Annotated in this window: 26 protein-coding genes and 1 pseudogene; 18 read left to right on the top strand and 9 right to left on the bottom strand. The window is 64.4% G+C overall.

The window, feature by feature from the left end; all coding sequences use genetic code 11:
- Positions 1-200, top strand: a 200-nt coding sequence (locus AC3A4T_RS22390) for a hypothetical protein (protein WP_487677425.1), incomplete at its 5' end; no start/stop codon positions are given.
- A 105-nt stretch (positions 201-305) separates the two neighbouring features.
- On the opposite strand, the gene AC3A4T_RS22385 is transcribed toward AC3A4T_RS22390, so the two are convergent.
- The 3 genes and pseudogenes from AC3A4T_RS22385 to AC3A4T_RS22375 all read right to left on the bottom strand — a co-directional run.
- Positions 306-1,226, bottom strand: coding sequence for a DUF6929 family protein (locus tag AC3A4T_RS22385; protein WP_487677424.1), 921 nt, complete (start codon positions 1,224-1,226; stop codon positions 306-308).
- A 25-nt stretch (positions 1,227-1,251) separates the two neighbouring features.
- Positions 1,252-1,692 (bottom strand): nuclear transport factor 2 family protein, encoded by a 441-nt coding sequence (locus AC3A4T_RS22380; protein WP_487677423.1) that lies wholly within the window; start codon positions 1,690-1,692, stop codon positions 1,252-1,254.
- A 259-nt stretch (positions 1,693-1,951) separates the two neighbouring features.
- A pseudogene (locus AC3A4T_RS22375) lies at positions 1,952-2,383 on the bottom strand (DUF411 domain-containing protein); the annotation flags it as partial.
- On the opposite strand from AC3A4T_RS22375, the gene AC3A4T_RS22370 reads away from it, so the two are divergent.
- From AC3A4T_RS22370 to AC3A4T_RS22350, 5 genes are read left to right on the top strand one after another with little or no spacing between them, the layout of a single operon-like run.
- On the top strand, positions 2,349-2,657 hold the full coding sequence (locus AC3A4T_RS22370) for a hypothetical protein (RefSeq protein WP_487677422.1): 309 nt from the start codon (positions 2,349-2,351) through the stop codon (positions 2,655-2,657). The pseudogene AC3A4T_RS22375 and the gene AC3A4T_RS22370 sit on opposite strands and share 35 nt — an antisense overlap.
- Positions 2,658-2,686: 29 nt before the next feature.
- Positions 2,687-3,814 carry a hypothetical protein gene (locus AC3A4T_RS22365; protein ID WP_487677421.1) on the top strand — a complete coding sequence of 376 codons (1,128 nt, stop codon included), beginning with the start codon at positions 2,687-2,689 and terminating at the stop codon, positions 3,812-3,814.
- A 4-nt stretch (positions 3,815-3,818) separates the two neighbouring features.
- Positions 3,819-5,033: a toxic anion resistance protein gene (locus tag AC3A4T_RS22360; RefSeq protein WP_487677420.1), complete on the top strand. Its 1,215-nt coding sequence runs from the start codon at positions 3,819-3,821 to the stop codon at positions 5,031-5,033.
- A 47-nt stretch (positions 5,034-5,080) separates the two neighbouring features.
- Positions 5,081-6,685 (top strand): vWA domain-containing protein, encoded by a 1,605-nt coding sequence (locus AC3A4T_RS22355; protein WP_487677419.1) that lies wholly within the window; start codon positions 5,081-5,083, stop codon positions 6,683-6,685.
- Between the two features lie 12 nt (positions 6,686-6,697).
- Entirely contained in the window at positions 6,698-7,381 is a 684-nt protein-coding gene (locus tag AC3A4T_RS22350) for a hypothetical protein (protein ID WP_487677418.1), read from the top strand.
- Positions 7,382-7,447: 66 nt separating this feature from the next.
- On the opposite strand, the gene AC3A4T_RS22345 is transcribed toward AC3A4T_RS22350, so the two are convergent.
- Positions 7,448-7,657: a hypothetical protein gene (locus tag AC3A4T_RS22345; protein WP_046658463.1), complete on the bottom strand. Its 210-nt coding sequence runs from the start codon at positions 7,655-7,657 to the stop codon at positions 7,448-7,450.
- Between the two features lie 251 nt (positions 7,658-7,908).
- On the opposite strand from AC3A4T_RS22345, the gene AC3A4T_RS22340 reads away from it, so the two are divergent.
- The 5 genes from AC3A4T_RS22340 (at position 7,909) to AC3A4T_RS22320 (ending at position 14,295) form a co-directional block, all read left to right on the top strand.
- Complete coding sequence (locus tag AC3A4T_RS22340; RefSeq protein ID WP_487677417.1) at positions 7,909-8,850, top strand: hypothetical protein; 942 nt, start codon at positions 7,909-7,911, stop codon at positions 8,848-8,850.
- A 140-nt stretch (positions 8,851-8,990) separates the two neighbouring features.
- Entirely contained in the window at positions 8,991-10,010 is a 1,020-nt protein-coding gene (locus AC3A4T_RS22335) for a saccharopine dehydrogenase family protein (RefSeq protein ID WP_487677416.1), read from the top strand.
- Positions 10,011-10,437: 427 nt separating this feature from the next.
- On the top strand, positions 10,438-11,511 hold the full coding sequence (locus tag AC3A4T_RS22330; protein ID WP_487677428.1) for a serine hydrolase domain-containing protein: 1,074 nt from the start codon (positions 10,438-10,440) through the stop codon (positions 11,509-11,511).
- 59 nt (positions 11,512-11,570) lie between these two features.
- Positions 11,571-12,638 (top strand): DUF5694 domain-containing protein, encoded by a 1,068-nt coding sequence (locus tag AC3A4T_RS22325; RefSeq protein WP_487677415.1) that lies wholly within the window; start codon positions 11,571-11,573, stop codon positions 12,636-12,638.
- Positions 12,639-12,987: 349 nt separating this feature from the next.
- Positions 12,988-14,295: a hypothetical protein gene (locus AC3A4T_RS22320; RefSeq protein ID WP_487677414.1), complete on the top strand. Its 1,308-nt coding sequence runs from the start codon at positions 12,988-12,990 to the stop codon at positions 14,293-14,295.
- Here AC3A4T_RS22320 and AC3A4T_RS22315 read toward each other — a convergent pair.
- From AC3A4T_RS22315 to AC3A4T_RS22305, 3 genes are all read right to left on the bottom strand, one after another.
- Positions 14,292-14,540 carry a hypothetical protein gene (locus AC3A4T_RS22315; RefSeq protein ID WP_487677413.1) on the bottom strand — a complete coding sequence of 83 codons (249 nt, stop codon included), beginning with the start codon at positions 14,538-14,540 and terminating at the stop codon, positions 14,292-14,294. The two genes, AC3A4T_RS22320 and AC3A4T_RS22315, sit on opposite strands and share 4 nt — an antisense overlap.
- Before the next feature lie 358 nt (positions 14,541-14,898).
- Positions 14,899-17,040 (bottom strand): catalase, encoded by a 2,142-nt coding sequence (locus AC3A4T_RS22310; RefSeq protein ID WP_487677412.1) that lies wholly within the window; start codon positions 17,038-17,040, stop codon positions 14,899-14,901.
- A gap of 308 nt (positions 17,041-17,348) precedes the next feature.
- Positions 17,349-17,732, bottom strand: a complete 384-nt coding sequence (locus tag AC3A4T_RS22305) for a hypothetical protein (RefSeq protein ID WP_487677411.1) — start codon at positions 17,730-17,732, stop codon at positions 17,349-17,351.
- A 503-nt stretch (positions 17,733-18,235) separates the two neighbouring features.
- Here AC3A4T_RS22305 and AC3A4T_RS22300 point away from each other — a divergent pair.
- The 6 genes from AC3A4T_RS22300 (at position 18,236) to AC3A4T_RS22275 (ending at position 24,071) form a co-directional block, all read left to right on the top strand.
- Positions 18,236-18,640, top strand: coding sequence for a hypothetical protein (locus AC3A4T_RS22300; protein ID WP_487677410.1), 405 nt, complete (start codon positions 18,236-18,238; stop codon positions 18,638-18,640).
- A 153-nt stretch (positions 18,641-18,793) separates the two neighbouring features.
- Entirely contained in the window at positions 18,794-19,198 is a 405-nt protein-coding gene (locus tag AC3A4T_RS22295; protein ID WP_487677409.1) for a hypothetical protein, read from the top strand.
- A gap of 96 nt (positions 19,199-19,294) precedes the next feature.
- Positions 19,295-19,726 carry a hypothetical protein gene (locus AC3A4T_RS22290; protein WP_487677408.1) on the top strand — a complete coding sequence of 144 codons (432 nt, stop codon included), beginning with the start codon at positions 19,295-19,297 and terminating at the stop codon, positions 19,724-19,726.
- Positions 19,723-20,127, top strand: a complete 405-nt coding sequence (locus tag AC3A4T_RS22285) for a hypothetical protein (protein ID WP_487677407.1) — start codon at positions 19,723-19,725, stop codon at positions 20,125-20,127. The genes AC3A4T_RS22290 and AC3A4T_RS22285 overlap by 4 nt, the downstream gene beginning before the upstream one ends.
- Positions 20,128-20,141: 14 nt before the next feature.
- Positions 20,142-23,690, top strand: coding sequence for a peptidoglycan-binding protein (locus tag AC3A4T_RS22280; RefSeq protein ID WP_487677406.1), 3,549 nt, complete (start codon positions 20,142-20,144; stop codon positions 23,688-23,690).
- Between the two features lie 45 nt (positions 23,691-23,735).
- A complete protein-coding gene (locus AC3A4T_RS22275; RefSeq protein WP_487677405.1) occupies positions 23,736-24,071 on the top strand; it encodes a GIY-YIG nuclease family protein in 336 nt (111 codons plus the stop codon).
- A gap of 113 nt (positions 24,072-24,184) precedes the next feature.
- Here AC3A4T_RS22275 and AC3A4T_RS22270 read toward each other — a convergent pair whose 3' ends face one another.
- Positions 24,185-25,015, bottom strand: coding sequence for an alpha/beta fold hydrolase (locus AC3A4T_RS22270; protein WP_487677404.1), 831 nt, complete (start codon positions 25,013-25,015; stop codon positions 24,185-24,187).
- A gap of 55 nt (positions 25,016-25,070) precedes the next feature.
- Positions 25,071-25,769, bottom strand: a complete 699-nt coding sequence (locus AC3A4T_RS22265) for a pirin family protein (protein WP_056109798.1) — start codon at positions 25,767-25,769, stop codon at positions 25,071-25,073.
- Positions 25,770-25,870: 101 nt separating this feature from the next.
- Here AC3A4T_RS22265 and AC3A4T_RS22260 point away from each other — a divergent pair, with 101 nt between their 5' ends.
- On the top strand, positions 25,871-26,791 hold the full coding sequence (locus AC3A4T_RS22260) for a LysR family transcriptional regulator (protein WP_487677403.1): 921 nt from the start codon (positions 25,871-25,873) through the stop codon (positions 26,789-26,791).
- The last annotated feature ends 50 nt before the right edge of the window (positions 26,792-26,841 follow it).

Below are 26,841 nucleotides of genomic sequence, written 5' to 3'. Positions count from 1 at the left end.
GGGACATCCATGTCCCGGTGGCGCACGGCGTGCATCCTGCACGCCGCCCTTCGGGTGTGCTGGTGCTAACGCGAGTTGCGAGCCTCGCAGCGCTGGTTGAGCTGCGCAACTTCAAGCTCAAGCGAAAGCCGCATGGCCTGCCTGTAGGAGCGGCGCAAGCCGCGACCGCGGGAATTCGACTACGACGCAGGTTTCAATAATGTTGCCATGCCGCCGGGCTCCTGCCCACGCGCTTCGCGCTTCCGGTTTACTTTCGCTAACGCGAGTTACATGCGTCGCACACTTCACGAACTACGAATCAGGGGCTAAAGCACAAGCGAAGCATCGAACAATCCACCCGGAACGCTGCGATCGTCCCCATCCGTAGCCAACAGCAATCGGATGGTGTCCGATTCCATCCGCGCATCGACCCCCTCGATCTTCTGCACCGGATTCACCGGTTCGACCCGCTGCACGTTCCCCTCGACGTCGACGACCCCTATCGCCGCGCCGATACAAGGACCATCGTGATAGGTATCGTCGACGTTCTCGGCCACCGCGCTGAAAACGATCCGGCCACCGGGCAACACCGACCCGTCGGTGAAACCCATTGGAACGCCATCGACCCGGCCAAGGTCGACGCTGACGATGCGCGCGGGCAACTCAGGCAGACGCAACTCATCGACGCCGCCCAAGGCACCCAGCACATCGGCCAGCGGCCAACCGATCAATGCGTTTTCCGGATGCCCGCCGCTGGCGCGTTGCAACAACACCAGTTCCTGGCCGCGCACCACCGCGCCTTCGATATTCAAGCCGGGAAAGCGCGCCTGCAGCGACGCGTACGGCGCGGTCAGATCGACCGGCCGCGGCGGGCCGCGCAATCCACCCGATGCATCCAGAGCGAGCAGCACACCGGTGCGCCGATTCGGTTTGGAGCCCGAAGCCAGGGCCAACAGCGCGCCACTCGGATAACCGGCGAAGGCAGGCAAGTGGACCAGCGCTTCGAGGTCGGGCTTGAGCGCCTTGCGCGCGGCCGCATCGTCGGGCAAGTCGCCCGCGAAGATCCGCACCCAGCCCGTATCGTGTCGCCCCGCGAGACCGAAGACCCCCAGGTGCAATTCGTCGTCGGCGATCGCGTACAGGACATCGCCGACGACCACGATGCCGCTGGCCGCGCTGAGCCGATCGGGCATGCCGATTTGCGTGGCGGAAAACCGCAGCGGACGCAGCGGGCGCAGATCGATCATGGCGCTCCGATTACTCGTGCTCGCCTCACTGACGCTTGGGCTTGCTGTGCCACAGCGCGTTGACGATGATCCATTTGCCGTCGAACCGGCCCATATGGAAATAGTCGACGAACCACGGCGTTTCCAGGCGCACCGACGCGGCTTCGTCGGTCACGTCGAGGACCCGGCAGCTGCGGTCCCATTGCGCTTTCGGCGTCTTCAGCGCGCCCTGCCTGGTCAGCGCGACCAGTTCTTCCTTCGACATGCGGCGCAGGCCCAACCGCTCGTACGGCGTGTCGCCGATCACCGCGCGCTTGGCGAGGTCCGGATGCAATGCGCGCGCGACCCGCTCGGGATTCGCTTCGAGCTGACCGTCCACGTAATCGAAGCAGGTCGCTTCGATCGCGGCGATCGTGGCCGGATCGGCGACGGGTGCGGCGGGCGCCACCGCGGATGCGGCCGCCAGAACCAGCGAAAACGCCAACATCGTGACCTCCATGGGTCGAATCGGGGGAATGCGGATGCAGTCGCGCACTACGCAAGCTCGCAGCCGCGGCACGGACCGTATTGCGCTGCGCATCGAGGCGGGCGCGCCGGCGATCATCGGCGTTGCCAACCTCGCCGCACAAGTGCCGCGATGCCTGCGTGGTGTTCGGCCGCTTGCCTGTCGAAACATCGTCGCCATTGCGCCGGGACCTCCGCATGCGTGAGGTCCCGGCGCGCCGACGGCGAAACGATCGGCGCGATCCTGCGCCGCCATGCTGGGCGAACGGCCGGGTGCTTCCGTCCGTAGCGATGAGCTCCACCGTGTACGGTTCCATGCGTCCGTCCGGCATTTCCATGCCCGGCGATCCGACCGGCATGCCGGGCAACGTCAGGCCGCGCGCCTGCGGACGCTCGGCGAGCAGACGCTTGATGTCCTCGACCGGAACATGGGCTTCGATCACATAGCCGTCGATCTGGGCGGTGTGGCACGAACCCTTGCCGAACGGAATGCCGAGCCGCTCCTTGAGCGGATGGATATTGTCCTGATCGCGGACTTCGACCGGAAACCCCGCCTGGCGCAGGTGCTCGACCCACAGGCCGCAGCAGCCACAGGTCGGACTCTTGTGCACGAGCACGCGCGGCAAGGTGTCGGCGGCGATGGCCGATTGCTGGGCCAATGCCGCGGCCGCCATGAAACTGAAATACAACCGGCGTCCAATGTCTGTCATTGCGCACTCACTCGTATTCGGTTCGATGCCGAAAGCCGCCAACCGCACCGTGGTCACCACCTTCCGCACTCAGCCGGGCGTCCGCGAGGCGCTGGAGGTCGCGGCGGGCATGGAGAACCGCAGCATGTCGAACCTGATGGAACGACTGGCGATCGAACACTGCCGCAGCAAGGGGATTCCGATCGCCGGACTGGAAGCCGACGACGACACCCGCGGCCAACGCGGCCAATCGGGCTGATCCGCAATCGACACACAGGGGACGTGCTGATGAAGAAATTCCTGGGACCCGGTCTGGCCGTCCTGCTTCTGCTGGGCGTGGCCGCCGGGGTCGTGTTCTCGGCGAAAGACAAGCGCGCCGACGACCAGGCCGCGCAGCAGGCCGCCGCGAACAACGCCGCGGCCGCGCGCCAGATCACCGTGCGGGTGCTGACCGGCTCGGAGAAGCTGGAGTTCCTGCGCGACACCGAACTGACCCGCATCCTCGCCGGCGAAGGCATCGCGCTGGACGTGCAGAAGGCCGGCTCGCGCGAGATCGCGACCCGCCCCGACCTCAAGCAATTCGACGTCGCCTATCCCGCCGGCGCGGCCGCGGCCAAGAAGATCGCCGCGGTCACAGGTTCGCGCCGCCTCTACAACAGTTTCTACACGCCGATGGCGGTGGCCAGCTGGAAGCAGCTGCTGCCGACATTGGAGGGCAACGGCATCGTCCACCAGCAGGGCGGCACTTATTTCATCGTCGACATGCGCAAGCTGGTCGAGCTGATGGAAAAGGGCGCGCGCTGGAAGGAACTGCAGCCCAATCCGAATTACGCGGTCAGCAAGTCGGTGTTGATCACCAGCACCGACGTGCGCACCAGCAACTCGGCGGCGATGTACCTGGCGCTGGCGAGCTATCTGGCCAACGGCGACAACGTGGTCGATACCGAAACCGTCGCCGACGGCGTCGCCGATCGCCTGGTTCACCTGTTCGCCAAGCAGGGCTATCAGGAAGCCAGTTCGTCCGGTCCGTTCGAGGACTACGTGACCATGAAGCTCGGCAAGAGCCCGCTGGTGATGATCTACGAGCAGCAGTTCCTCGAATACGCCTTCAAGCACCCCAGCGTGGACCCGAACATGGTCCTGCTGTACCCGCAGCCGACCATCCTGACCAAGCACACCATCGTCGCGATCAGCGACAAGGGTGAGCGTTTCGCGCAGGTGTTCGAACGCGACCCGCGAATCCAGGCGATCGCCCACCGCTACGGCCTGCGCGGCACCGACAACAGCGCGCTGTTCGCCCAGGCCAAGGCGCGCAAGCTCGAGGTGCCGCAGACCCTGGTCGACGTGGTCGATCCGCCGACCTACGACCTGCTCGAACGCATGATCTCCCGCATCGAATCCACTCTCGGACACTGATCCCATGACCATGCAGACTTCGTCGCAGACGCCGCAAGAAACCTCGGTGCTGACCCTGGACATGCCCGAACCGGTGGCGGTGGTGCGCGAGCCCGATCAGGCCAGCGCGATGATCCCGTTCAAGGACGAGCTGCGCACGCAGCTGTTGTCGCAGGCCGACGGCTTCATCCAGGACCTGCTGACCCTCGATCCGCATTCGGAGGATTTCCGCAGCCGCGTCGACAGCGCGTTCCGCCTGGGCCGCAAGGAAATCGGCGACAGCACCTTGCTGACCAACAAGTTCCTCGACAAGAGCTTCGTCAAGGACGCCGACAGCCCGGCGTTCAAGGTAATGAGCGAAATGCGCATGCTGTTCGAGGACCTCAACCCCTCGAAGGAAGGCGACCTGCTCGGCGTGCACAAGCTGCTCGGCCTGATCCCGTTCGGCAACAAGCTGCGCGCCTACCTGCTGCGGTTCGACGCGGCCGACGATTCGATCCGCAAGACCATCGACCATCTGTACGGCGTGCAGGACGAACTCGCGCGCGACGACCAGGCGCTGTACGCGACCATGCAGAAGCTGCTGGAAGCGCTGACCCGGCTCAAGGCCGCGGACCTGTTCGCCAACGAACTCGACGCCAAGCTGTCGGCGGCGATCGACGGTTTGAAGGCGACCGATCCGGCGCGCGCCAAAGCGGTCGAACAGGAAGTGCTGTTCTATGTGCGCCAGGCCAGCCAAGACATCAAGACCCAGATCCTGGTGTGCATCAACGGCTACAAGATGCTCGAAGGCCTGCGCAAGACCGGGCGCGAATTGCGCAATGGCTGCGACCGCATGGCGACCATCGGCATGTCCAGTCTGTCGATCGCGGTGACCTTGGCGCGCGCGCAGGGTTATCAGATCAAGGTGATGGATGCGCTGGCGTCGAGCTCGAAGGCGATCGAGGGCCTGATCGCCTCGACCTCGACCCAGTTCGGCCAGCACGTCGACCGCGTCGCCGAATTCCAGAGCAATCCGCTGATCGGCGTGCAGGCGCTGCAGACCGCGTTCGACACCACCTTCGCCGCGCTCGATCGCATGGACGAATTCCGCGGCAAGGCGATACAGACCATGGGCGTGAACATCGGCAACCTCAAGACCCTGATCGACAAGGGCGAGGCGCGCATGAACCGCGAAGGCACCGCGATCGCGGCGATGCAGCAGGCGACCGCGGCGCCGGCCGGTCCGGTGGCGCTCTGATTTTACCCGCGACGTCGCCAGCACCCGCCTTGTCAGGAACGACTGCCATGACCCGACTGTTACGCCTGTTCGCCGCCGCCGTGATCGTATCCGTGCTGGCCGCGTGCGGCGGCGCGCAGGACGGCGCCCCGAGCGAAAGCGACGCCCCGCCGCGGCGCGCGTTCACCGTGCTGGCCGGATCCGAGATCAAGGACGTCGACACCCAGCTCGGCGACGACATCCGCAAGGCGACCGGCATCGATGTGCGCTTCACCTACTCGGGCACGCTCGACGCGATCGACCGGCTCAACGCGGGCGAGGCGTTCGACGCGGTGTGGGTGAGTCACGGCAAGTACCTGGCGATGAACCCGACGCTCAAGTCGCGGATCAAGGCGCAGGAAAAAATCATGCTGTCGCCGGTGATCCTCGGCGTCAAAGCGTCCAAGGCCGCCGCATTGGGCTGGGACAAGACCGACCCGACCTGGAAGGACATCGCCGACGCCGCCGGCAGCGGCCGCTTCACCTTCGGCATGACCAATCCGACCGCGAGCAACACCGGCTTCACCGCGGTGATCGGCATCGCCGCGGCGCTGGCCTCCAATCCCGATGCGCTGACCGAAGCCGATGTCGCCAATCCGGCGCTCAAGGCGTTCTATCAGGGCCAGCGCATGACCGCCGGCTCCTCGGGCTGGCTCGCCGATGCCTACGCCGCCGATCCGTCCAAGGCCGACGGCCTCATCAACTACGAGTCGGTGATCCTGTCGCTCAATCACGGCGGCAAGCTGCCCGAGCCGCTGGTGCCGGTGTATCCCAAGGAAGGCATCATCACCGCCGACTATCCGCTGATGCTGCTCGACGCCGGCAAGCGCGGCGACTATGACACCCTGGTGGCGTATCTGCGCTCGCCCGCATTCCAGACCAAGCTGTCGGCCGCGACCCTGCGTCGCCCGGTCAGTCCGGACGCGACCGCGGCGGCGACGATTCCCAACCGCACCCTGATCGAATTGCCGTTCCCCGGGCAGCCGCAGGTCATCGATCGCCTGCTCGACAGTTTCCTCGCCGACATGCGCATCCCGTCGACCTCGCGCTACGTGCTCGACCTGTCGGGCTCGATGGAACGCGACGACCGCCTGGGTCAGCTCAAGACGGCGATGAACACCCTCGCCGGCGGCGACAGCGCATCGCTGAGCTCGCGTTATGCGCGCTTCCAGAACCGCGAACGCATCGGCCTGCTGCCGTTCTCCAGCCAACCGATGCCGACCCGCACGTTCGACATGGGCAGCGGCGCCGACAGCAACCGCGCGACCCTCGCGGCGATCAAGGCCGCGGTGGAACCGATGGCCGCCGACGGCGGCACCGCGATCTACGACAGCGTGCGCCAGGCTCTGCTCGAACTCGCCAGCGAGAAACGCAGCCGCCCGGAAAACCGCTATTACACCGTGGTGCTGATGACCGACGGCGAGAACAACGAAGGCATCGACCTGCAGGAATTTCTGCGCTGGCGCGAGCGCCAGGACGACGCGGTCAAGTCGATCCGGGTGTTTCCGATCATCTTCGGCGAGGCCGACGCTTCGGAAATGAAGTCGCTGGCCGACGCCACCGGCGGCAAGGCCTTCGATGCGAAATCGCAATCGCTCGCGCTGGTGTTCAAGGACATCCGCGGCTACCAGTGACAGCATCGATCGATGGATAAGCCAGTCGCCCCTCCCACCGCGAACAAGCTGCAGCTGTACCTGTACAGCACGCGCAATATCGTCGGCTGCTGCCTGGGCGCGATCGGGCTGGTGTTGCTGTTCACCGGGGTGATCGGCGCGGGCTGGCCGTTGATCGTGGCCGGACTGTACGCGGCCGGTGCGATCGGCTGGCCGCGCAGCACTCTGGCCGATGCGGTGGCGAACAACGAAATCTCCGCCGACCAACTGGTGCAGCATCTGGACCGACTGGTGAGTCAGGTCGCCAAGGCCCTGCCGGCCGCGGCGCTGGAATCGTTGCGCAGCATCCAGAACACCTTGCGCGAGCTGTTGCCGCGCCTGCGCACGTTGAAGGATTCCAGCGCGCTGTCGGCGCAATCGGCCTTCACCATCCAGGAAACCCTGCGCCGCTACCTGCCGGACATGCTTGCCAGCTATCTCAGATTGCCGCCGGCGTTCGCGAAGATGCAGGCGCTCGAGGACGGACGCACCGCCGCGCAGACCTTGACCGATCAGCTGCAATTGCTGGATGCGTCGTTGAAGAAGATCGCGCAGGAGGCCTTCGCGGGCGATGCCGAGGCGCTGATCGAAAGCGGCCGGTTCCTGCAGCAGAAGTTCGATCCCAAGCCGGCGTACGAACTCGCCGTCGACACTTCAGCCAAACACTCCAAACCCTAGCCGCACTGTGGCGGCCGAGGCGACGCCCGCGAGCCCGATGCGGGCCGCGGGCGTCACCGGCAAGCGTCACAGCGGACAGGGACGGGTGCCGTCTCCGCGCTTGAGGCACGTGATCAGATTGGTTTCGCATTGCATGCCGCCGCCGGCCGCGATGCAGGCATCGTAGGTGTTCCAGCAACGGGTGCATGCATTGGTGGCCGCGCTGGCGCTCATGAACATCGAACAGCCGAAGACGAATGCGGCCAGGGCCGCGGTGGTGCGTCGCTGCATCTTCATGAAAATCTCCGTTTAGTTGTGTGCTTCCCTACCGCCCGGTCACTCATTGACGGGCCGGCCGATGGTAGGCCCGGGCGAAAATCGTGTCCACACGGGTTGGTCTTGCGGTGACGGACGGCGCGTGTCGGCCTTGCACGCAGGCTCGACGATGAGGAGCCGTATCGCGTACTTTTACCCACTTCCCGCGCATCGCGACGATCGCGACGCGCGCAGTCGAATGGACGCAAACCGAACGCTTAAGGAGACGCACCGTGTCGATGGACGATCGAATCTGGACCTTGATGGTGGCCGCCATCGGACAACGCATCGACAGCACGCCCGCGCTGGCGTTGATCGAGGCCATCGGCGCCAATCCGCTGCGCGCGGTGACGCCGCGCAACCTCTACGATCACACCGCCTCGAAACAGCACGGCCTTTCGGTGACGTGCAAACCGACGCCGAAGCACCGGCCGTATTGGCCCGAGCGCAAGGAAAAGCGCGCCTACATCAACTACATCACCCAGATCATGATCGATCCGGCCTACACCGGCCCGCTGCCCGGCGGCCTGCGCTGGGGCCTGAGCAAGCCCGAGCTCGATGCGATCGCGAGTTTCGAACTGCGCGGATCCGATGGCATTCCGTACTGGAATTTGGAAGCGCCCGGCCCGCTGGTGAAGCTCGCCGCGACGACGTCCAGCCATGCCTTGTTCCCCGAGGACCAGCCCGCGTTCGACCGGATCTGGATGCAGCTGGATGAAGAGTCGGATTTCGTGTCCGCCTACGCCGAGTACGAACAGACCAAGCCGCTGGTCTATGTCGAGGACGCCTTCTTCACCGTCTGGTGCGGCTTGAACGGCCTGCTGGACGAGCGGCGATTCGACCCGCAGGCGCTGGAACCGCTGCGCGATCGCTCGATCACGCCGCTGGCCTTTCTGCATGGTCCCTGCGCGCGACTGCTGTGGAGCGGCGATATCCAACCGCAGTTCCTCGCGTTCGTGGCCTTGTACTACAACGGCATCGGCCTGCCGGACGAGCAACGCTGGGTGTCGGACATCAACAAGGCATTCGCGATCTCCAACCATTTCCAGGACGATCCCACGCGGATGACCCAGGACGATTGGGCGAACTACGACGCGATCGCGCCACTGATCGATGAGCGCTACGCGCAGTGGCGGCGCGGCGAACTCAAGGCGAAACCAAGAAGGCAACGCTAGCTGGAGCGGGCCGCGCGGCCCCGACACGGCGAGAAAGGATCGCTAAAGATTTCGATAGCCGCCTGCGCGCGCGACTGGTCTCATGACGCCTCGAACAGCGCCACGGATGCCTCCGTGGCACAACTCTCCCGGAGCAACGCATGAGCACCCCCAATCGAACCGTCACCGTGTTCGGCGCCTATGGCCATACCGGTCGTTTCGTCGTCGCCGAGCTGGTCGCGCGCGGCTGGACGCCGATCCTGTCCGGCCGCGACGCGGACAAGCTGGCCGTGCTGGGCCACGCGTTTCCCGGCCTGGAACAACGGCCCGCGTCGATCGAAGACGCCGCCTCGCTCGACCGCGCGTTCGCCGGCGCGGCGGCGGTGATCAACTGCGCCGGACCGTTCCTGGACACCGCGGCGCCAGTGATCGAAGCCGCTCTGCGCGCACGCATCCACTATTTGGACGTTTGCGCCGAGCAGCAGGCGGTGATCGACATCTACGAACGCTTCGCCGAACCGGCGAAAGCCGCCGGCATCACCATCCTGCCGGCGATGGCGTTCTACGGCGGCCTCGCCGACCTGCTCGCGACCGCGGCGCTGGGCGACTGGCCGGACGCCGAGGCCATCGAGATCGCGGTCGCGCTCGACAGCTGGCATCCGACCGTCGGCACGCGCCTGACCGGCGAGCGCAATCACTACCGGCGCCGGGTGGTGTCGAACGGTGCGCTCGCATTCGTCGCCGATCCGGCGCCGACACGCGAATGGAGTTTCCCGGAACCGTTCGCCGCCCAGGAAGTGGTCGCGGTGCCGTTGTCGGAGATCATCACCCTGTCGCGGCACGTACGCAGCGAGGAAGTGCATTCGTACATGAACCTCGCGCCGCTCAAGGATCTGCGCGATCCAGACACGCCGACCCCGGCGCCGACCGATGCGCAGGGACGTTCGTCGCAGATCTTCATGATGGACACCGTGATTCGCAGGAACGGACAAGCCCGCCATGCCAGCGCGAGCGGACGCGACATCTATGCGATCACCGCGCCGTTGATCGTGGAAGCGCTGCAGCGCATCGGCGACGGTCGCAGCCACGCGAGCGGTGTCGTCGCGCCCGGCGAGGCGTTCGATGCGCGCGATTTCCTCGAAGCCTTGCCGGCATTGGCGGTGTCGTTCCGACAGGCGTGAGGTTCTTGCGGTCGTCGCGGCGACCGACTGACCGTGCGCACTGCGATGACAGCTCGAACCGTTTCGGCGCCCGGCCTGTCAGTTCAAACCGCCAACTCACGAGCCGCCAGACAGCGACCCGTGATTGCGCGCTATCGAAACCGCGGCAAGCCTCGGATCTTGAAATCGTCGTCGCCGCGCGGCCGCCGCCGGCCGACCGGTATCGCCGCGCCGCGCAAGGCCGAGGGACCGACGGGCCGATCCACGCAATTCGAGCGTAGCCCTGCCCATGGCGGGCGATCGCCTCGAATCCGATCGCCGGCCTGCGCGCAGCGCTTTAAACCATTTCGCGGCCGGCCTCATCCCAAGCCTTCCTGTCACTGGCGAACTCGCCCGAGGAAGCTGCATGTCATCCGGACCGTACCGTGTCATGACGATCGTCGTCGCTATGTTGTTGTCGTGTCCGTGGCTCGGCGCGGCGGCCGCGGACCTGGGCCAGGCCAACGCGCAGGCCCGGCAACTGATTCAAAAGACGATGAAGGAGCGACGCATTCCGGGTCTGCAGATCGCGGTGGTCAAGGACGGCAAGGTGGTGCTGTCGGAAAGCTACGGCCTGGCCAATGTCGAGAACCGCCTGCCCGCGACCCGGACCACCTTGTTCCCGCTCAACTCGGCGACCAAGTCGTTTACCGGCGTGGCGATGATGCAACTGGCTGAAGCCGGGCTGGTGGACCTCGACGCGCCTGTATCGCGTTATCTCGCCGATCTGCCCGACGCCTGGCGTGCGGTGCGCGTGCGCCAGTTGCTCGCGCATACCTCCGGGCTGCCCGACATCCTCGATGAGCATGGACTGATCGGCGGCGGCACCGAGTCGAACGCGTGGACGCTGGTGTACCAGCGGCCGATGCAGGCGGCCGTCGGCGAACGCTTCGAGTACAACCAGGTCAATTACGCCCTGCTGGCCCGCATCATCGCCAGGCAGAGCAAGATGCCGTACGAGCGCTACCTCGCGCAGCGTCAGTTCGCGGTCGTCGGCATGACGTCTACGCAGTTCGGCGACAGTTATGACCTGGTTCCCGGCGCGGCCACGATCTACAGCTACTTCCCGCGCAAGACCGACGACCCGGGCAGCGCCGAGCGCCTCTCGCATTGGTTCTACGACATGCCGCCCAGCCTGTGGGCGGGCGGCGGCATCCAGACCACCGCCGACGAAGTCGCGCGCTGGATCGTCGCGCTGTCGGACGGCCGGCTGATCAGCGCCGCCAGCTTGCGCGGCATGTGGACGCCGGAGAAATTGAACAGCGGCGTCGATGGCAGCTGGTCTGCGGGCTGGCCGGTGCTCGGCACGGCCGCGAATCCGCAACGCGCGGGTATCGGTGGCGCGCGCGCGGCGTTTATCGTCTATCCGGACGATCGGCTCGCGGTGATCGTGCTGACCAACCTGGTCGGCGCGAATCCCGAGCGCTTCATTGCGCAGATCGCCGCGCTGTATCAACCGACCCAGCGCGCGGCTGCGCGTTGATTCGCCACCGCAACCGCTCGCGCGTAAACCTCACCCCCATCGCCCATCGGAGCAAGACCGTGCGCAAACTACTCGTCATCGCAGGACTATCCCTGAGTCTGTTCGGCCCGGCGTTGGCCCAGCCGAAAGTCGACCTGTCCAAGCTCGACACCGGCATGGCCGGGCCGCGCGCGCAGGTGCTGGTGCTGGGCTCGGTGCATCTGTCGGAGATGCCGAAAAGCTTCAAGCCCGAGTCGCTGGATCCGGTGCTCGACCGGCTCGCCGCGTTCAAGCCCGAAATCATCACCATCGAAGCGATTTCCGGCGAGGGCTGCGACCTCACCGCGCGCCACCCGGCCGTGTACGCGCCCGAGGACATGCGCCCGTACTGCCGCGACCCAGCGCCCGCGCGGGCCGCAACCGGGCTGGATGTGCCCGCGGCCATCGCCGAAGTGCGCAAGACCTTGAAGACCTGGCCGGCGCAACCCACGCCGGCGCAGCGGCGGCGATTGGCGGCGACCTTCCTGGCCGCCAACGATAGCGCTTCGGCGTTCGTGCAGTGGTTGTACCTGCCCACGTCCGAACGCCGTGTCGGCGACGGCCTGGACGCGGCCTTGGTGGCGCAGCTGCGGAAGTTCGAAACGCGCAATAACGAGAGCTTCCAGATCGCCGCGCCGCTGGCGGTGCGGCTGGGGCTGCAACGGCTGTACGCGGTCGACGACCACACCGGCGACAACATCACCGTCGACGATCCGGAGCGTTACGGCAAGGCGATCCAGAAGGCCTGGGACAGCGCCGGCGCGGCGGCCCTGGCCTCGCGCAAACAGTTGGACACGTTGTCGGAGCAATCGCAGATGCTGGCGCTGTACCGTCTGATCAACACGCCCGAAGCGCAGCGCCTGAAGATCGACGCCGACTTCGGCGCGGCCATGCGCGAAACCTCGCCGCAGCACTACGGCCAGCTGTACGTGGCCGGCTGGGAGGCGCGCAATCTGCGCATGGTCGCCAATATCCGCGCGGCATTCAGCGATTACCCCGGCGCACGCGTGCTTTCGATCGTCGGCGCCACGCACAAGCCCTGGTTCGACAACCTGCTCGGGCAGATGCAGGGCGTGGATGTGATCGATGCCGGCAAAATCCTGAAGTAACGCGGTGCGACCGGGCCAACGCCTGAGCCACCGGCGATATCGCTATCGTTGCGCGTCCTGCCGTACGACGATCAAGGCCTGGCCTGCCTCCGCGCGCTGACCGAATCGGGTTTCAGCCAGCAGATGGGCATCGCGAACATCCAGGAGAAGATCGCGCAACGCTGGTAGAAGCGCGTGGACTAGGCGGTGCGCGACCATCGCGTGGTGTTGGCCGTGCTGCCGATCACGCAGACTCCCGCCTGGAAATAGCGAGCTGACGCGCGATGCGGATTTTCCAGCAGTGACTGGTCGCCGCGAACCGCGCCGCACCTGCGCTTAATGCTCTCTTCACTGCGCCACCGTAGGCTGCTTGGATACCGATTCCGCCGGTTCCACGGAGATCAAGCGCATTCGCCTGCTGCACGCTCCCATCCGCGCCGCCGTCATCGCGGCGCTCGCGATGTCGTTCGCCGGTTCGGTCGCCGCGGCGGCCGGTACGCCAGCGTGCAAGCAACGCGTGCTGCAGGAATTTGGCTGGCGTTTCCTTGCTTCCGACGCCAAAACGGTCGAGATCCATCCGGGCCATCCCTGCGACCGGCGCGATCTGGCCGAGGCGAATGCCGCCGGCGATCTGACCGTTGCGATGCCCGCCGATCTTGCTGCAAGCGAACGCGAGCGCGTGTTCGACGGTTTATTGCGGCATCCGGCCACCCACTGCGGCTACGGCTTCACCCTGGGCGCGGCGACGCGGCGCGCGGTCGACCGGTTGGTCGACAACCGCGGCTTCGCGTTTACCGCCCTGCAGATCGGCTGGATCGGCTTCGGCCCGAGTGGATCGGCGCACGACGGCTGGACGCCGATCGCCTTGTTCGGCCGCGGCTATCGGCCTCGCGACGGCAATTCGCGCGCGATCGACGCCTTCTACGAGGGCCGGATCCGCGCCGAATGCGGCGTCGGCCGGCAGGTCGCGCAATACGCCACTCAGGCCGAGCTGTACGGCCGCGATGGCTTCGACCGGCAGTTCGACGCCGACGAAATCGTCATCGGCACCTTCAATCGCCTGCACCGCACGCGCAGCATTCTGCTGGGCACCTCCGCCGGCGAGTTCACCCACGACGGCCGCGCCAGCGCGGCCGCGGCCAGCGGGCGGCAGGCGTTCATGGGCTTGCCGGGCTTCGTCTTCCACGTGTTCGACCGCGCCAGCCTGGACGATCTGAACAACCAGGCCGAGAACTTCGTCGTCTACGACGTCAGCGCGCAGGCCGCGGCGGCGCTGCGCCGTCATCACGGCTTCGAGCACTACAACGACCGCAACCGCGAAATCTGGGCGCTTGCGCGATCGCTGAAGCTGGAGAAGTCGAAACGTTTGTTCGAGCGTCTGCTGTACGAGCGCGATCCCGTGTTGCGCGCCGCGCTATCGGATGAGGCGCGCGTCACCGTCGCGAAGATCGATCGCCTGCTTGCCGATCCGTTCTATCGCGGTTTCGCGATCTATGTTCACAAGCTCGGGGTCAAGCCGGTCGGCTTCCATATCGCCCGCCTGCTCGACCGCAATCCGCGCACGCCGTTCCGGATCGAGCTGGCCTTGCATAATCTGCACACGACCTTGTACGACCGCTACGTGACGTATCGGTTGGCGCAGTGTACGCATGCGGATTCGCCGATCCGTTCGCGTTAGTCGCGGATCTTGAAGCCCGGGTTTTCGTTGAGGCTGCCGTCGACTTCGAGCACGACGAAGCGCTGGCCGTCGGCATTGAACACCACGGGGATCGGATCGAGGAACATCGGTCGCCGTACGAAGCGCAGGGTCCAGCCGAACTGTTCCAGAATGGTCAGTGCATCGAGCTGGGCCGGGCTCAAGCCGGCGCGTAGGCCGACCGGGCTGACGATTTGCGCGGACTGGCGGCGTTCGCGATCGGTCATGGGGTTGGCGCATCCTCGCGCGCGACGGGTCGATACGCACGATAATGCATGATCGGGCTGGATGCTGTCGTGCGACGGACGCGTTATTTTTGATTACCTGTTGACCGTCTTCGCAGCGCTGGATGAACTGCGCAGCTTCGAACTCGAACAAAAGCTACAGAGCCTGCCTGTAGGAGCGGCGTAAGCCGCGACCGCGAAAATGCAACTACTGCGCATATTTCAACGCCGCCGCATTGACGCACGACGCGCATCCATGCGCGTCGCTATCCGGGCGTGCTTTTGTTTTGCGAGCCAAATTCTTCCCAGCGCTTCATGAACGCCGAACTCGCAGCTGAAAGGCAGACATTTACCGCGAACCTCACGCCAAGGTGCGCAGCCCCGCCTCGCGATCCCATTGCCGCGTCTTGGCGATCTTGACGAAGGCCGCGGCCTTGTCCGCGGCGACAACGCCGTCGTCGGGCTTGATGCCGGCCGCGGCCAATACCTGGCGCGCGCCGTCGTCGAGCGCGATCGCCTTGAGATGGCCGAATGCGTCGCGCACGAAATCGACCGCCGCCGCTTCGCTCGCCAAGCGCTTGCCCGCGGCTTGCGACAGCACCAGCGCCACCGCGTCGAACACCAGCGACGGAGTGCCAGCCAGTTGTCCATCGGCGGGTTGTTGCTTGCCGTCGCTGAGTTTGGCGCCGCCGAGTTTCGGCGCGACGATCTTGACCCGCGCGCCGGCCGCTTCGACCGCCTTGCGCAAGGCTTTGAGCGTGGCCGCGTCGGAGCCTTCGTCGATCAGGATGCCGACGCAGCGACCGACCAAGGTGTCCTTCATCTTGCCGATCAGTTGCAGCATCGGCGAAGGTGGCATATCCACCGGTTCCACCGCCGCGGGCGGCGCGGGCGGCAGACGCTCAAGGCCCAGCCCGTGCGCGACCCGTTTGGCGAGATCGGCATCGATGTGGCGCAGATGCCCGACGATCGCTTCGCGCACGTGCGCGGTTTCGACTTTGGACAGTTCGAACACCAGCGCCGAGGCCATATGCGCCTGCTCAGGCGCGGTCTGGCTGCGGTAGAACAGCCGCGCCTGACTGTAATGATCGGCGAAGCTCTCCGCGCGAATACGGCCCTTGGCGCCGTCATCGCCGGTCACCGCCGCACTGCGGAAACCGGCCGGGGTTTCGCGCGGCGAGGTCGGATCGAGCGAACTGGGTTCGTAATTGACCCGGCCCTTCGGCACCTGCATCTGCATATGGCCGTCGCGCTGCTGATTGGCGAACGGGCACTTGGGCGCGTTGATCGGCAACTGATGGAAATTCGGCGAACCCAGCCGCGACAACTGCGTGTCCAGGTACGAGAACAACCGCCCCTGCAGCAGCGGATCGTTGGAAAAATCCATGCCCGGCAGGATGTGCGAAGGACAGAATGCGACCTGTTCGGTCTCGGCAAAGAAATTGTCGGGCCAGCGATCCAGCACCATGCGCCCGATCACGGTCAGCGGAATGGTTTCCTCCGGGATCAACTTGGTCGGATCGAGATGATCGAACGGCAAGGCATCGGCCTGTTCCTGGGTGAACAGCTGCACCGCGAGTTCCCATTCCGGGAAGTCGCCGTTCTGGATCGCTTCGAACAGATCGCGGCGATGGAAATCCGGATCCGCGCCAGCCAGCTTGACGGCCTCGTCCCACAGCGTCGATTGCAGGCCCAGCTTGGGCCGCCAGTGGAACTTGACGAAGGTCGAGGCGCCGCGCGCGTCGAGCAGGCGGAAGCTGTGCACGCCGAAGCCTTCGATCATTCGCAGCGAGCGCGGAATCGTGCGGTCGGACATCGCCCACATGATCATGTGCATCGCTTCGGGCGTGAGCGAGATGAAGTCCCAGAACGTGTCGTGCGCGCTGCCGGCCTGCGGAAATCCGCGATCGGGTTCCATCTTGACCGAGTGCACCACGTCGGGGAACTTCATCGCGTCCTGGATGAAGAACACCGGGATATTGTTGCCGACCAGGTCCCAGTTGCCTTGCTGGGTGTAGAACTTGACCGCGAACCCGCGCACGTCGCGCGGCGTGTCGATCGAACCGGCGCCGCCGGCGACGGTGGAGAAGCGACAGAACAGCGGCGTGCGCTGGCCGACTTCGGTCAGGATCTGCGCGGTGGTGTACTTCTTCAGCGACTTGGTCAGTTCGAAATAGCCGTGCGCGGCCGAACCGCGCGCGTGCACGATGCGCTCGGGAATGCGCTCGTGATCGAAATGGGTGATCTTCTCGCGCAGGATGAAGTCTTCGAGCAAGGTCGGCCCGCGCTCGCTGGCGCGCAGCGAATTCTGGTTGTCCGACAGCGGCAGACCCTGGTTGGTGGTCAGCGGCGGATGCTTGCCCGAGGCCTGCCGGTGCAGCTCGTCGCCGTTGCCGCGTTGATCGCGGTCGGCTTTGTTGGCGCTGCTCTGGCTGGCCTTGTCCTTGCTGGCGCGAGCGGGTTTGGCGGGCGATGCGGGGCTGGGGGTTTTCCTGGCGGCCATGAATGCGACTCCTGAATGGGCGTACATGCCGACAATCGGCTTCGCCCGATCCTGCTCGCACTCAAGTTAAGGTCGTGTGGCATCTCGCGTATTCGAAAACGTCGAACCTGTCCGGTTCAGCCCCGCGGTCGCATTCGATGACGCGATGTGACGCGTGTTGCGATTCATGCCTTACGCCTTCGGTCCATGCGCCAACGCTCGCGCAGCAGATCGACTCGTGTTTCGCGCAGGACCGATCCGATCACGCGGAAACATCAACGCTCTGCCGTCATATGGCGAATGCTCTCAACCACCCCAGACGTTCGCGCTCACCGCCCCGATGGCGCGAACCAGGACTTTCCAGGGGCGGTAAACAGCAAGTACAGGCCAACACCATGCGCGAGTAGTTGAACGGCGATGGAGGCCACCGCGACATTGGAAATCGAAACGCCCTGCCTCGCGGCAATAAACGGTGCCGGCAATGCAAGGACCGTGAGAACCAGATAGGTGATGCGGGCCCAGTTCTTTCCGATGGAGATGAACTCGATCAGGAACACCGTGAACAGGGCCGCCACCACACGCACCGCGATCACGACGCCCGGCGGACGCGGCCCGAAGTCGGAGCTGATGAAGGGCGCGGCAAGCGTGAGCACCAATGCGACGTAAAACAACGCGACAGCGATGCGTACCTGGGAAGGTTTCTTGCTTTTCATAGAGTCGTCCTTGATTTTTCGGCTTGCGCAGTATTGGGCGCGACACGCAAAGTGTCCAGGCGCGCCTATCCAGGAATGCGTTACTGCTCAGGCATGGGGCGAAAGCGATCAACCCTAGCTTCTTCTCATGCCTCAATCGCAACAGCACAATGTTTGCTGAGATCGGTCCGCGCATCGCGCCTATCTTTCATCAAGACAAACTAGGGTAACTCGCAGCAATCCGTAGTTAGGTCGCGCTTGGTTGTACGGCACATATTTTGCTGGCGCTGTACGCCGATGCTGTCCAAAGAAACAAATGAGTGGTCTTGACTCCCGTTTGGCCAGCGGTACAAGCTTCCAACGGCATCGCACTCGCACTTCAAACATGTCGAATGCCGGCATTCCAGCCTGATCCGAACCATCGGCTTGGATGCCCTCGCGGCAGATCAGGTTTCGCATTGAAGCGGGCCTCGACTCAACGGCAGCAATGGATTGCCTTCGCAAGCACCAAGGACGTTTTCGATATGACTATCAGCCCTGAATTACAAGTCAAGATCGACGCACTGGAAGACGAAGATCTCAAGGCCAGAATTCTTCGGGTTCTTACAGGGCCGGGAAAGAAGCGGGCGACGGATGAGGATATTTACGAGACCATCCTGTCCGCTTACACCAAGGCAACGGACCAACAGGCCCTGCTGAGGAAGTGGCAAGACGGCGAGATCGAAGCGTTTGCTGAGTACTTCAAGGAAAAAAGACCGGAAGACTACGTTGAATTTCTACGACAAGAACGGGACTTCAACGAGATTGAAGCTGGCTTTTCCTGGGGAGTCCGCCAGCTTATTTGGGAATGGATTCCAGAACTCAATTCAGCTGATTGTAGCGAGCTATTCAGTAGATTTCGCGGCTATGCAAAGTCGCATTTAAGCTGATCAGCAGGCTCCATTTGCGGCGTCTGTATATCAACGCAATAGAAGATCTAGCTCGCAATTTTTTTGTTCCGCGACAAAATACATCACGTTGCACGAATTGACGCCTCATCGTCAGAGAATTACCAGGAAAAATGGACCTCAAGAAACCGCGCCATGTCCATCAGCCCTGAATTGCAAGCCAAGATAGATGCACTAGAGGACGAAAAACTCAGAGCCAGGATTTTGAGAGTGCTTACAGGCGCCGGGAAGAAACTCGCTCCTGATGATGCGATTTACGAATCGATCGTATCTGGCTACACAACTGCTAAAAAAGAGCGGGCCCGGCTGAGGCAATGGAAAGACCATGAAGTCGAAGCTTTTGCACAGTACTTTCTTAAAGAAAGACCAGAAGACTATGTTGAATTTCTGCGACAAGAAAAGCAATCCAATGAGATCCAGTCAGAACTCGCCTGGGGCGTTGTTGGTCTCATGAACGAATGGATGCATGACTTGAGCTCCGACGACCGCTCTGAGTTATTCAGCGAGTTTCGTCAGCATGTTAGATCATGCTTGAATTGATCAACAAGTATGCAATCGGCAAATTGATTCTTGAGCGATACGAGCCGCACCTGACTCTCTCTAGGTAAGAAGAGTCAGATCTCAGGGAGTTACGCCATGTCCATCAGCCCAGAGTTGCAAGCCAAGATCGATGCACTACAGGACGAAAAACTCAGAGCCGAAATCATCGATGTTCTTACTGGTCCCGGGAAGAAGCGCGCAAGCGACGAGGCCATTTACGAGTCGATATTGGATGGTTACACCAAGGCCAGGGAGCAACGGGCGAAGTTGAGGGAATGGCGGACTGACGAAGTGACCGCCTTTGCGGAGTACTTCAAGGAAAAGTTGCCGAACGACTATGTTGAATTTCTGCGGCAAGAAAAGGAATTCAACGAGATCCAATCAATGCTTGCTTGGGATGTTCGTCGCTTAATGAGGGAATGGATTCCGGGCTTAGACTCTGGCGACCGGTCCGAGCTGTTCCGGCAGTTTCGGAACTATGTTAAGTCAGACTCTAATGGATCAATAGTAGAGGACGTTTCACCATGAGCATCAGCCCTGAACTGCAAGCCAAGATCGACTCACTGGAAGATGAAAGGCTCAAAGCCGAAATAGTTGAGGTACTCACCGGGCCCGGGAAGAAGCGCGCGAGTGACGACGCCATTTACGAAGCGATATTGGCCAGTTACACAATGGCCACTGCGCAGCAGGCTCAACTAAGGAAATGGCGGGATGATGAGGTAGCTGCATTCGCGCAGTATTTTAAGGAAAAAAGGCCGGAAGACTATGCCGAGTTCCTACGGCAGGAGAAAGATTTAAATGAGATAGATGCGGAGCTTGCCTGGGACATTCGTCGCGTCATGAGGGAATGGATACCTGATTTGGATTCCGACGATCGCTCCGAGCTTTTCAGCAAATTTCGCCACTACGTTAGATCCTGCTTGACCTGATCAAGGAGGATCAGATGGCTACAAATTTTCTTTTGGCGGATACGAACAGCCTCATTTATGCGTATCGTGCCGGTGGTCCAGAGTTGCTGGATACTTACCGGCTGGCCGCCAGAGCAGGAGAATATCAGTTCGCCATATCCAAGACTGTTAGAGATGAGCTTTACTTCGGCCCTCTCGAACTCGAATTTAAGCGGTATATCGTCGATCGCAGAATTCCGGTTCTTAGCTCTCCCGAGACAGAACAGCTATTGGATTCGGTCATCGACCCTCAAGAACACAAAAGACTATCCAAGAACGCAGGCGAACGCTCCCTGATAGAAATCGCCACCCGCGAGCAGGCGGAAGGCCGCAACGTCACCATCTGGTCGGACGACAAGCACTTCGCCTCGCCGCAAATACAGCGTCAGCTGCAACAAGAATTGCCCGGTCTGCAAACCAGGACCACCGCCGAGTTGCTCGATCAGTCGTATCGGGACAACTTCATCACCGAGGCGGAGTATCAGCAGCATGTGGCGGGCTACCGCACGCAGTCCGTCTTTCAGGAAAGCCCGCGTCTCAACTCATTCGATCCGTCGTTGTCCGGCGCCGCCGCCGATCTGGCCGAGGGCGATGTCTCCTTGCGCGGTCCGAACGGGCAGCGCGGGTTTGCCGCAACTGAATTGTTGATCGGCGAGTCACCCAGGCACACATTGCTCCGTTCCGGGGGCCTGCTGGCGACGGGGATCGATGTGAGCCTGAGTGCCCGTCGCGCCGCGGATCAGTTGGACCAGAACAATCCGACGGCTGCGCAGTCCGAAGCCCAACACGCCGTGGCGCGCAATGCCGGCGGCTGGATCGGCGGCGGGACGGCAGGTCTGGTCGCCACCGCTGCCGCAAGCGGCCCCGGTGTCGTCGGCTTCATCGTGATCGGCGGCGCGGCCGTGGCGGGCAGCCATGTAGGCGAGCATGTCGCCGACGTGCTCGACAGCTACAAGACCTTCAAGCAGACCGACCGTGACGGCGTTCATTGGCAGTCGAACGGGCGGCAATGGGTGCGGCAGGATCTGGGCGATCTGCTCGACGACGGCCAGAACAAGCCCGTCATGCAGACGTTTTCCGCCGATCCGGAAAAGGCGAACGAACTGAACTATCGCGCCAGCAACGTCGCGACAGAATTGGCGATGGGAACGTTGCCGCCACCGCGCAATCCGTATTCGCAAGCTGCCGCGGAAGGCGACCCGGCCAGTTTGCGGCGCGCGGATTGGGAGCGTGATCCGCAAACGGGCGCATGGGCGCGCAATGTGATCGTGGGGTTCGAGCAGCCTGGCGTGCCGATGATCCGGGTCGATTCCGCCAGCGCCGAGCGCGCGGCCGAACTGGATCGCGCGTCGGCGCAGGTGATTCGCGACAACATCGCCAACGGCCCCGCGCCGATGGCCGCGCGCTACGAGATGGTGCATCGCAGTGAGGGCTGGGAGCGGTTCGGCGGCGTGCCGCCGTCCATTCAATCGGCGCGGCGGGACGATTCGCTGGTCGCCTCGGATGGGAAGCTGTACCAGCGCACGGCGGATGGGCAGTGGCAACGCAACGGCGAGTCCGTGGTCGCGGCCGGCAACCTGCGTCAGGAACTGGAAAGCACGCGCGCGGTACTGCAACCGCAGTTGGCGCAGCATGAGCAACAAGTCGCGGCGATTCCACAGCGCCAGCCTCCGACCTTGGAGGACATCGAGCGGGCCGACTTGCTGGCGACGTACAAGGCTCACAACGTCAGCCCCAAGCCGGAGCAGCTCGAGGCGGCGCTGGAAGCGGTGAGGCGCAGCCAGCAGGAGCACGGCGTCGCGCCGCTGACGACGTCGCTGCACCTGGGGCGCAACGCGGGCGGCGGCTACGACATCGACAGTCCGATCGAACACATCGGCCGCGACGCGGACGGCGCCAATCGGGTTCATGCCGTCACCAGCCCCTTGGACGTGCAACTGGCGATGCTGGATTTGCGCTCGCCGCCGCCGACTACTCCGGAAGCGCCGGAACTGCGAATCGCCAATCTGTCGCCGCGGCAACACGAAGCTTTGGAACAAGTCGTGCGCGAAGCGAACCGATTGGGTTTGACGCGCGACGACGTGCAGGACGCGGCGAAGCAAGCGGTGGCGGGCGCGATCGCGACGGACCGCGCGCCGGAGCTTGCCGTCGGTCTTGCCGATACGGACCGGGGACGGGTGCAGCGCGCGCCTGAGCTGGCGCGCGAACCGCAAGCGCCATCGCCTGCACCGACGAAACCGCCGGCCGACGCGCTCGCGGCTGAAACGGCGCGGACCTTGCACGCGACGCAGCCCCGCGCCAATGACACGCAATCCAGGAGCGAGCTACCGCAAGCCGAGCCGCCGGTCGTGATGACGGCGCCCGCGGCCGTAGCCGCGGCGGCAGCACCGATCCGGGACGCGGACGCCGTACGCGTCGTCGCAAGCCCCGAGCCGGCACGCGTCGTCGCGGCGTCGCCGACGTGGGCAATGGCCGAAGCGAACCAGAGCGCACCGATCATTGAGCCGATCTCTACGTTTGCATCGGCTACGCACGAGACCGAAACGGTCGCCTTGTCCGCGTCCGCGGCGGTGCCCGCGCCGGATGGGGCGACGGCGACCCGCGATCATCAGGCGACGCCATCGATGGCGGCACCGGCCCAGGAGGTCGCCCTCGACGACGGCAGCTTGCGGCGTGGCGACCAGGGGCAAGACGTGGAACTGCTGCAGTATCGGCTGCAGCGCGTCGGCTACCAGCGCCCGGACGGCACGCCGCTGCCGCAGCATGGCGAGTACGACACCGCCACCGAGCAGGCCGTTCGCCAGTTTCAACGCGACCGGGGCTTGCCCGATACCGGCGTGGCCGACCCGACGACGCAGCAGACGATGTTGGCGGCGCAGCATGCGCGGATCGAGTCGCACAAGGCGGCCGACCAGGACGCGTCGGCGCCGGCTCGGGAATCCGTGCGCGAGGTTGTGCGGGCGACAACGACGGAACCGGCGCAAACGGCGCAAACGGCGCCCGCTCACGATGTCGTCGGGCATGCCGAAGCTGGCGTGGGGAACGCGCCGCGTGGTGACGCCCGACCGAACGCGGCGGATCAAACGACCGATTCATCCACGCCCATCCCGCGCATGGAGCATGCCGCAGCCGAGCCGGCGCCGCGCGCGCCGACCGCAGCGGATGCCGAGATGCATGCGCGCGGCGGTTCGACGATGGACGTGTCGCGGTTGTCGTCGAACGATCAAGCGATGTTCGCGAAGATTCGTGGAAACGTATCGGCCGATGTGCCGGACGAAACCGTGGCGGCGTTGATGCTAGCGGCCAAACGCAACGGCATACCCGACGCCGAAAGTATCGGGCCGATCGGTGCCGCCAACGGCAAGCTGTGGGTAGGCAAGGACGTTCCCGGCTTTCATACCGGCGTCTCGCTCGGCGAACCGTCGCCGGCCCTGCACGACACCGTGCGCGAAACGCAGGCGTTCAATCAGCAGCGCGATCAGCAACTGGCGCAGGACGCGGCGCAGCGCAACCCCGACGATCCCAGTCGCGGGCCGCGCATGTAGGCGGACGGCAGGATGAACGTGTCCACCGCGCCGTACATGGTCTATTTGCTCGCCGATCAACGCGCCGGCCCGTACGTGATCGGCGTGGGCGGCCTGCTCGCGGACGTGATGCGCGAGGTCAAGGAAACGCATTTCAAGCGAACGTGCGCGGCCGACGATATCTACCTGCCCGCGTTTTGCCTGGTCTGGTTCGAGCGAATGTCAACGCGTTCGGACGCGCTCGCGCGCGCGGCGCAGATTCGGCGTTGGCCGCATCGCTGGCAACGCCGCCTGATCGAGTCGGTCAATCCCGACTGGTGGGAATGCTCGCAGATGGAAACGGGATTTCCCCGCGAGTTCTGGCAGGCCATTCCCGAAACGCTGCCGCCGCCGAAACGATGAACGACGACGCTCCGGTGTCTTGCCAACATCGCGCCGTCCTGCGTGCAAACACGCACGCCGCAGCGTGAGCCGATGCGGCGTGCGTGTCGCACAGTCGATGTTGCAGCCCTCTGTCAGGACTTCAGGAACGCCAGCAGATCCTGATTGAGCTTGTCCTTGTGGGTGTCGGTCAGGCCGTGCGGCGCGCCCGGATAGACGATCAGCTTGTTGTTCGCGATCAGCTTGGCCGACGCGCGCCCGGCCGCGTCGATCGGCACGACCTGATCGTCGTCGCCATGCACGATCAGGGTGGGAACGTCGAATTTCTTCAGATCCTCGGTGAAATCGGTGGCCGAAAACGCGGCGATCGAGTCGTAGGTGTTCTTGTGCCCGCCCTGCATGCCCTGGGCCCAGAACGAATCGATCATGCCCTGCGACTTCTTCGCGCCGTCGCGGTTGAAACCGAAGAACGGGCCGCTGGCGAGGTCCTGGTACAACTGCGAGCGGTCGGCGATCGAGCCCTCGCGCAGACCGTCGAACACTTCCAGCGGCAGGCCGCCGGGGTTGGCATCGGTCTTGAGCATCAACGGCGGCACCGCGGAAATCAGTCCGGCCTTCTTGACCCGCGCGGTGCCGTGACGGCCGATGTAGCGCGCCACTTCGCCGCCGCCGGTGGAGAACCCGAACAAGCTCGCGCCGCGCAGGTCGAGGTGTTCGAGCAATTGGGCCAGGTCGTCGGCGTAATGATCCATGTCGTTGCCGTCCCAGGGTTGGCTGGAACGGCCGTGGCCGCGGCGATCGTGGGCGATGGTGCGGTAGCCGTTGGAGGCTAGGAACAGCATCTGCGATTCCCAGCTGTCGGCGCTCAGCGGCCAGCCGTGGCTGAACACCACCGGCTCGCCGTCGGCCGGGCCCCAGTCCTTGTAATAGATCTCTACGCCGTCTTTGGTGGTGAAGGTGCCCATGGTGTCGCTCCTGTGATCGATGAAAGGGGTTGCCTGGAGAATGCGGTGTACGCGGTTACGGCGCGGTGTCGACCAGCACCAGTTCGGCGTCTTCGAGCGCGGTGACCCGGATCGAGGCCTGATCGCGGATCGCGGCGCCGTCGCGCGCCTGCACGCGCACGCCGTCGACTTCGACCACGCCCTTGGCCGGCACCAGATAGCCGTAGCGGTTGTCGCCGAACACATACTCGGCCGATTCGCCGGCGGCCAGAGTCAGGCCGAGCACGCGCGCATCGGCGCGGATCGGCAGGGTGTCTTCGTCGCCCTTGCCGCTGGCCAGGACCACGAAGCGTCCGGCGCGGTCGCCCTTCGGAAAGGGCTTGGCGCCCCAGGTCGGCGCGCCGCCGCGCTGATCGGGAATGATCCAGATCTGGAAGATGCGGGTGGTTTGCGCCTCCAGGTTGTACTCGGCGTGCTGGATGCCGCTGCCCGCGCTCATCACCTGCACGTCGCCGGCTTCGGTGCGGCCGCGGTTGCCGAGGTTGTCCTGGTGGCTGATCGCACCGTCGCGGACGTAGGTGATGATTTCCATGTCGGCGTGCGAATGCGGCGGGAAGCCGGTGTTGGCCTGGATGGTGTCGTCGTTCCATACCCGCAGCGCGCCCCAGCCCATGCGGGCGGCGTCGTGGTAACCGGCGAAGGCGAAGTGGTGCTTGGCGTCGAGCCAACCGTGGTTGGCGCCGCCGAGGCTGTCGTAGGGGCGAAGTTCGATCATGGCCGTGGTTTCCGTGGGTGTTTGCTGTTGACCGACACGATAGGCGTCCGCGATCGGGTTTAGAATGGAACTGATGGAAAACTATCGTTTCCAAAATCGACATGAATAAGCTGCCCGACCTGGAAGCCTGGGCGATCTTCGCCAAGGTCGCCGAAACCGGTTCGTTCGCGCGCACCGCGGCCGAGTTCGGGCTGGCGCAGGCGACCGTGTCCAAGGCGGTCACGCGCCTGGAGACGCGGCTGAAGACGGTGCTGTTCCATCGAACCTCGCGGCGCATGTCGTTGACCGAAAGCGGCCGCGGCGCGCTCGAACGCGCCAGCCGCATCCTCGCCGAGGGCGAGGCGGTGGAAGCGGAAATCACCGCCCAGGCCAAGCGCCCCAGCGGTCAGGTGCGGATCGCGGTGCCGATGTCGTTCGGGATCGCGCACCTGTCGCCGTTGTTGCCGGAGTTCATGAAGCGCTATCCGGACATCGCGCTGGAGATCGTGTTCGACGACGGCGTCACCGACCTGGTCGGCGGCGGCTACGACCTGGCGCTGCGCATTTCGGCGCTGGCCGATTCGAGCCTGCTGGCGCGGCGGCTGTGCGGCGTGCGCATCGTGCTGGTGGGTTCGCCGGCCTATTTCGAAACGCATGGACGGCCGAGCCATCCGCGCGAACTCAGCGAACACCGCGCCCTGCTCTACACCTATTCGCGCTTCGGCAATGCCTGGCGTTTCAGCCACAGGCGCCACGGTGATTTCTCGATCAGCCTGCCGACTCCGTTGCGGGTCAACAATGCCGAAGCCTTGAATCCCGCGCTGCTGGCGGGATTGGGCTTGGCGCTGCAACCTGAATTCTTGGTCTGGCGCGAACTGCGCAACGGCAAGCTGGAGATGGCGATGCCGGAGTGGTCGCCGCCGCCGATCGCGCTGCACATCGTCACCCCGCCGGGGCGCATGCGCCCGCAACGGGTGCAGGCGCTGATCGATTATCTGGCGCGCAAGTTCGAACAGGCGCCGTGGGCCGATCCGGACGGTTGATCGTGGGCGCTGCGGCGCGCGCTTGTCGCGGCGGCCTCATCGTCCGCGGG

The organism is Lysobacter sp. Soil_N_51, from assembly GCF_057655755.1.
This window is presented reverse-complemented; position numbering and strand designations above follow the sequence as displayed.

What these genes read in the sequence shown, in the direction of transcription:
- AC3A4T_RS22385 (WP_487677424.1), bottom strand. Translation starts at nt 1,226, where the DNA reads ATGATCGATCTGCGCCCGCTGCGTCCGCTGCGGTTTTCCGCCACGCAA.
- AC3A4T_RS22380 (WP_487677423.1), bottom strand. Translation starts at nt 1,692, where the DNA reads ATGTTGGCGTTTTCGCTGGTTCTGGCGGCCGCATCCGCGGTGGCGCCC.
- AC3A4T_RS22370 (WP_487677422.1), top strand. Translation starts at nt 2,349, where the DNA reads ATGGCCGATTGCTGGGCCAATGCCGCGGCCGCCATGAAACTGAAATAC.
- AC3A4T_RS22365 (WP_487677421.1), top strand. Translation starts at nt 2,687, where the DNA reads ATGAAGAAATTCCTGGGACCCGGTCTGGCCGTCCTGCTTCTGCTGGGC.
- AC3A4T_RS22360 (WP_487677420.1), top strand. Translation starts at nt 3,819, where the DNA reads ATGACCATGCAGACTTCGTCGCAGACGCCGCAAGAAACCTCGGTGCTG.
- AC3A4T_RS22355 (WP_487677419.1), top strand. Translation starts at nt 5,081, where the DNA reads ATGACCCGACTGTTACGCCTGTTCGCCGCCGCCGTGATCGTATCCGTG.
- AC3A4T_RS22350 (WP_487677418.1), top strand. Translation starts at nt 6,698, where the DNA reads ATGGATAAGCCAGTCGCCCCTCCCACCGCGAACAAGCTGCAGCTGTAC.
- AC3A4T_RS22345 (WP_046658463.1), bottom strand. Translation starts at nt 7,657, where the DNA reads ATGAAGATGCAGCGACGCACCACCGCGGCCCTGGCCGCATTCGTCTTC.
- AC3A4T_RS22335 (WP_487677416.1), top strand. Translation starts at nt 8,991, where the DNA reads ATGAGCACCCCCAATCGAACCGTCACCGTGTTCGGCGCCTATGGCCAT.
- AC3A4T_RS22330 (WP_487677428.1), top strand. Translation starts at nt 10,438, where the DNA reads ATGTTGTTGTCGTGTCCGTGGCTCGGCGCGGCGGCCGCGGACCTGGGC.
- AC3A4T_RS22315 (WP_487677413.1), bottom strand. Translation starts at nt 14,540, where the DNA reads ATGACCGATCGCGAACGCCGCCAGTCCGCGCAAATCGTCAGCCCGGTC.
- AC3A4T_RS22310 (WP_487677412.1), bottom strand. Translation starts at nt 17,040, where the DNA reads ATGGCCGCCAGGAAAACCCCCAGCCCCGCATCGCCCGCCAAACCCGCT.
- AC3A4T_RS22305 (WP_487677411.1), bottom strand. Translation starts at nt 17,732, where the DNA reads ATGAAAAGCAAGAAACCTTCCCAGGTACGCATCGCTGTCGCGTTGTTT.
- AC3A4T_RS22300 (WP_487677410.1), top strand. Translation starts at nt 18,236, where the DNA reads ATGACTATCAGCCCTGAATTACAAGTCAAGATCGACGCACTGGAAGAC.
- AC3A4T_RS22295 (WP_487677409.1), top strand. Translation starts at nt 18,794, where the DNA reads ATGTCCATCAGCCCTGAATTGCAAGCCAAGATAGATGCACTAGAGGAC.
- AC3A4T_RS22290 (WP_487677408.1), top strand. Translation starts at nt 19,295, where the DNA reads ATGTCCATCAGCCCAGAGTTGCAAGCCAAGATCGATGCACTACAGGAC.
- AC3A4T_RS22285 (WP_487677407.1), top strand. Translation starts at nt 19,723, where the DNA reads ATGAGCATCAGCCCTGAACTGCAAGCCAAGATCGACTCACTGGAAGAT.
- AC3A4T_RS22280 (WP_487677406.1), top strand. Translation starts at nt 20,142, where the DNA reads ATGGCTACAAATTTTCTTTTGGCGGATACGAACAGCCTCATTTATGCG.
- AC3A4T_RS22270 (WP_487677404.1), bottom strand. Translation starts at nt 25,015, where the DNA reads ATGGGCACCTTCACCACCAAAGACGGCGTAGAGATCTATTACAAGGAC.
- AC3A4T_RS22265 (WP_056109798.1), bottom strand. Translation starts at nt 25,769, where the DNA reads ATGATCGAACTTCGCCCCTACGACAGCCTCGGCGGCGCCAACCACGGT.
- AC3A4T_RS22260 (WP_487677403.1), top strand. Translation starts at nt 25,871, where the DNA reads ATGAATAAGCTGCCCGACCTGGAAGCCTGGGCGATCTTCGCCAAGGTC.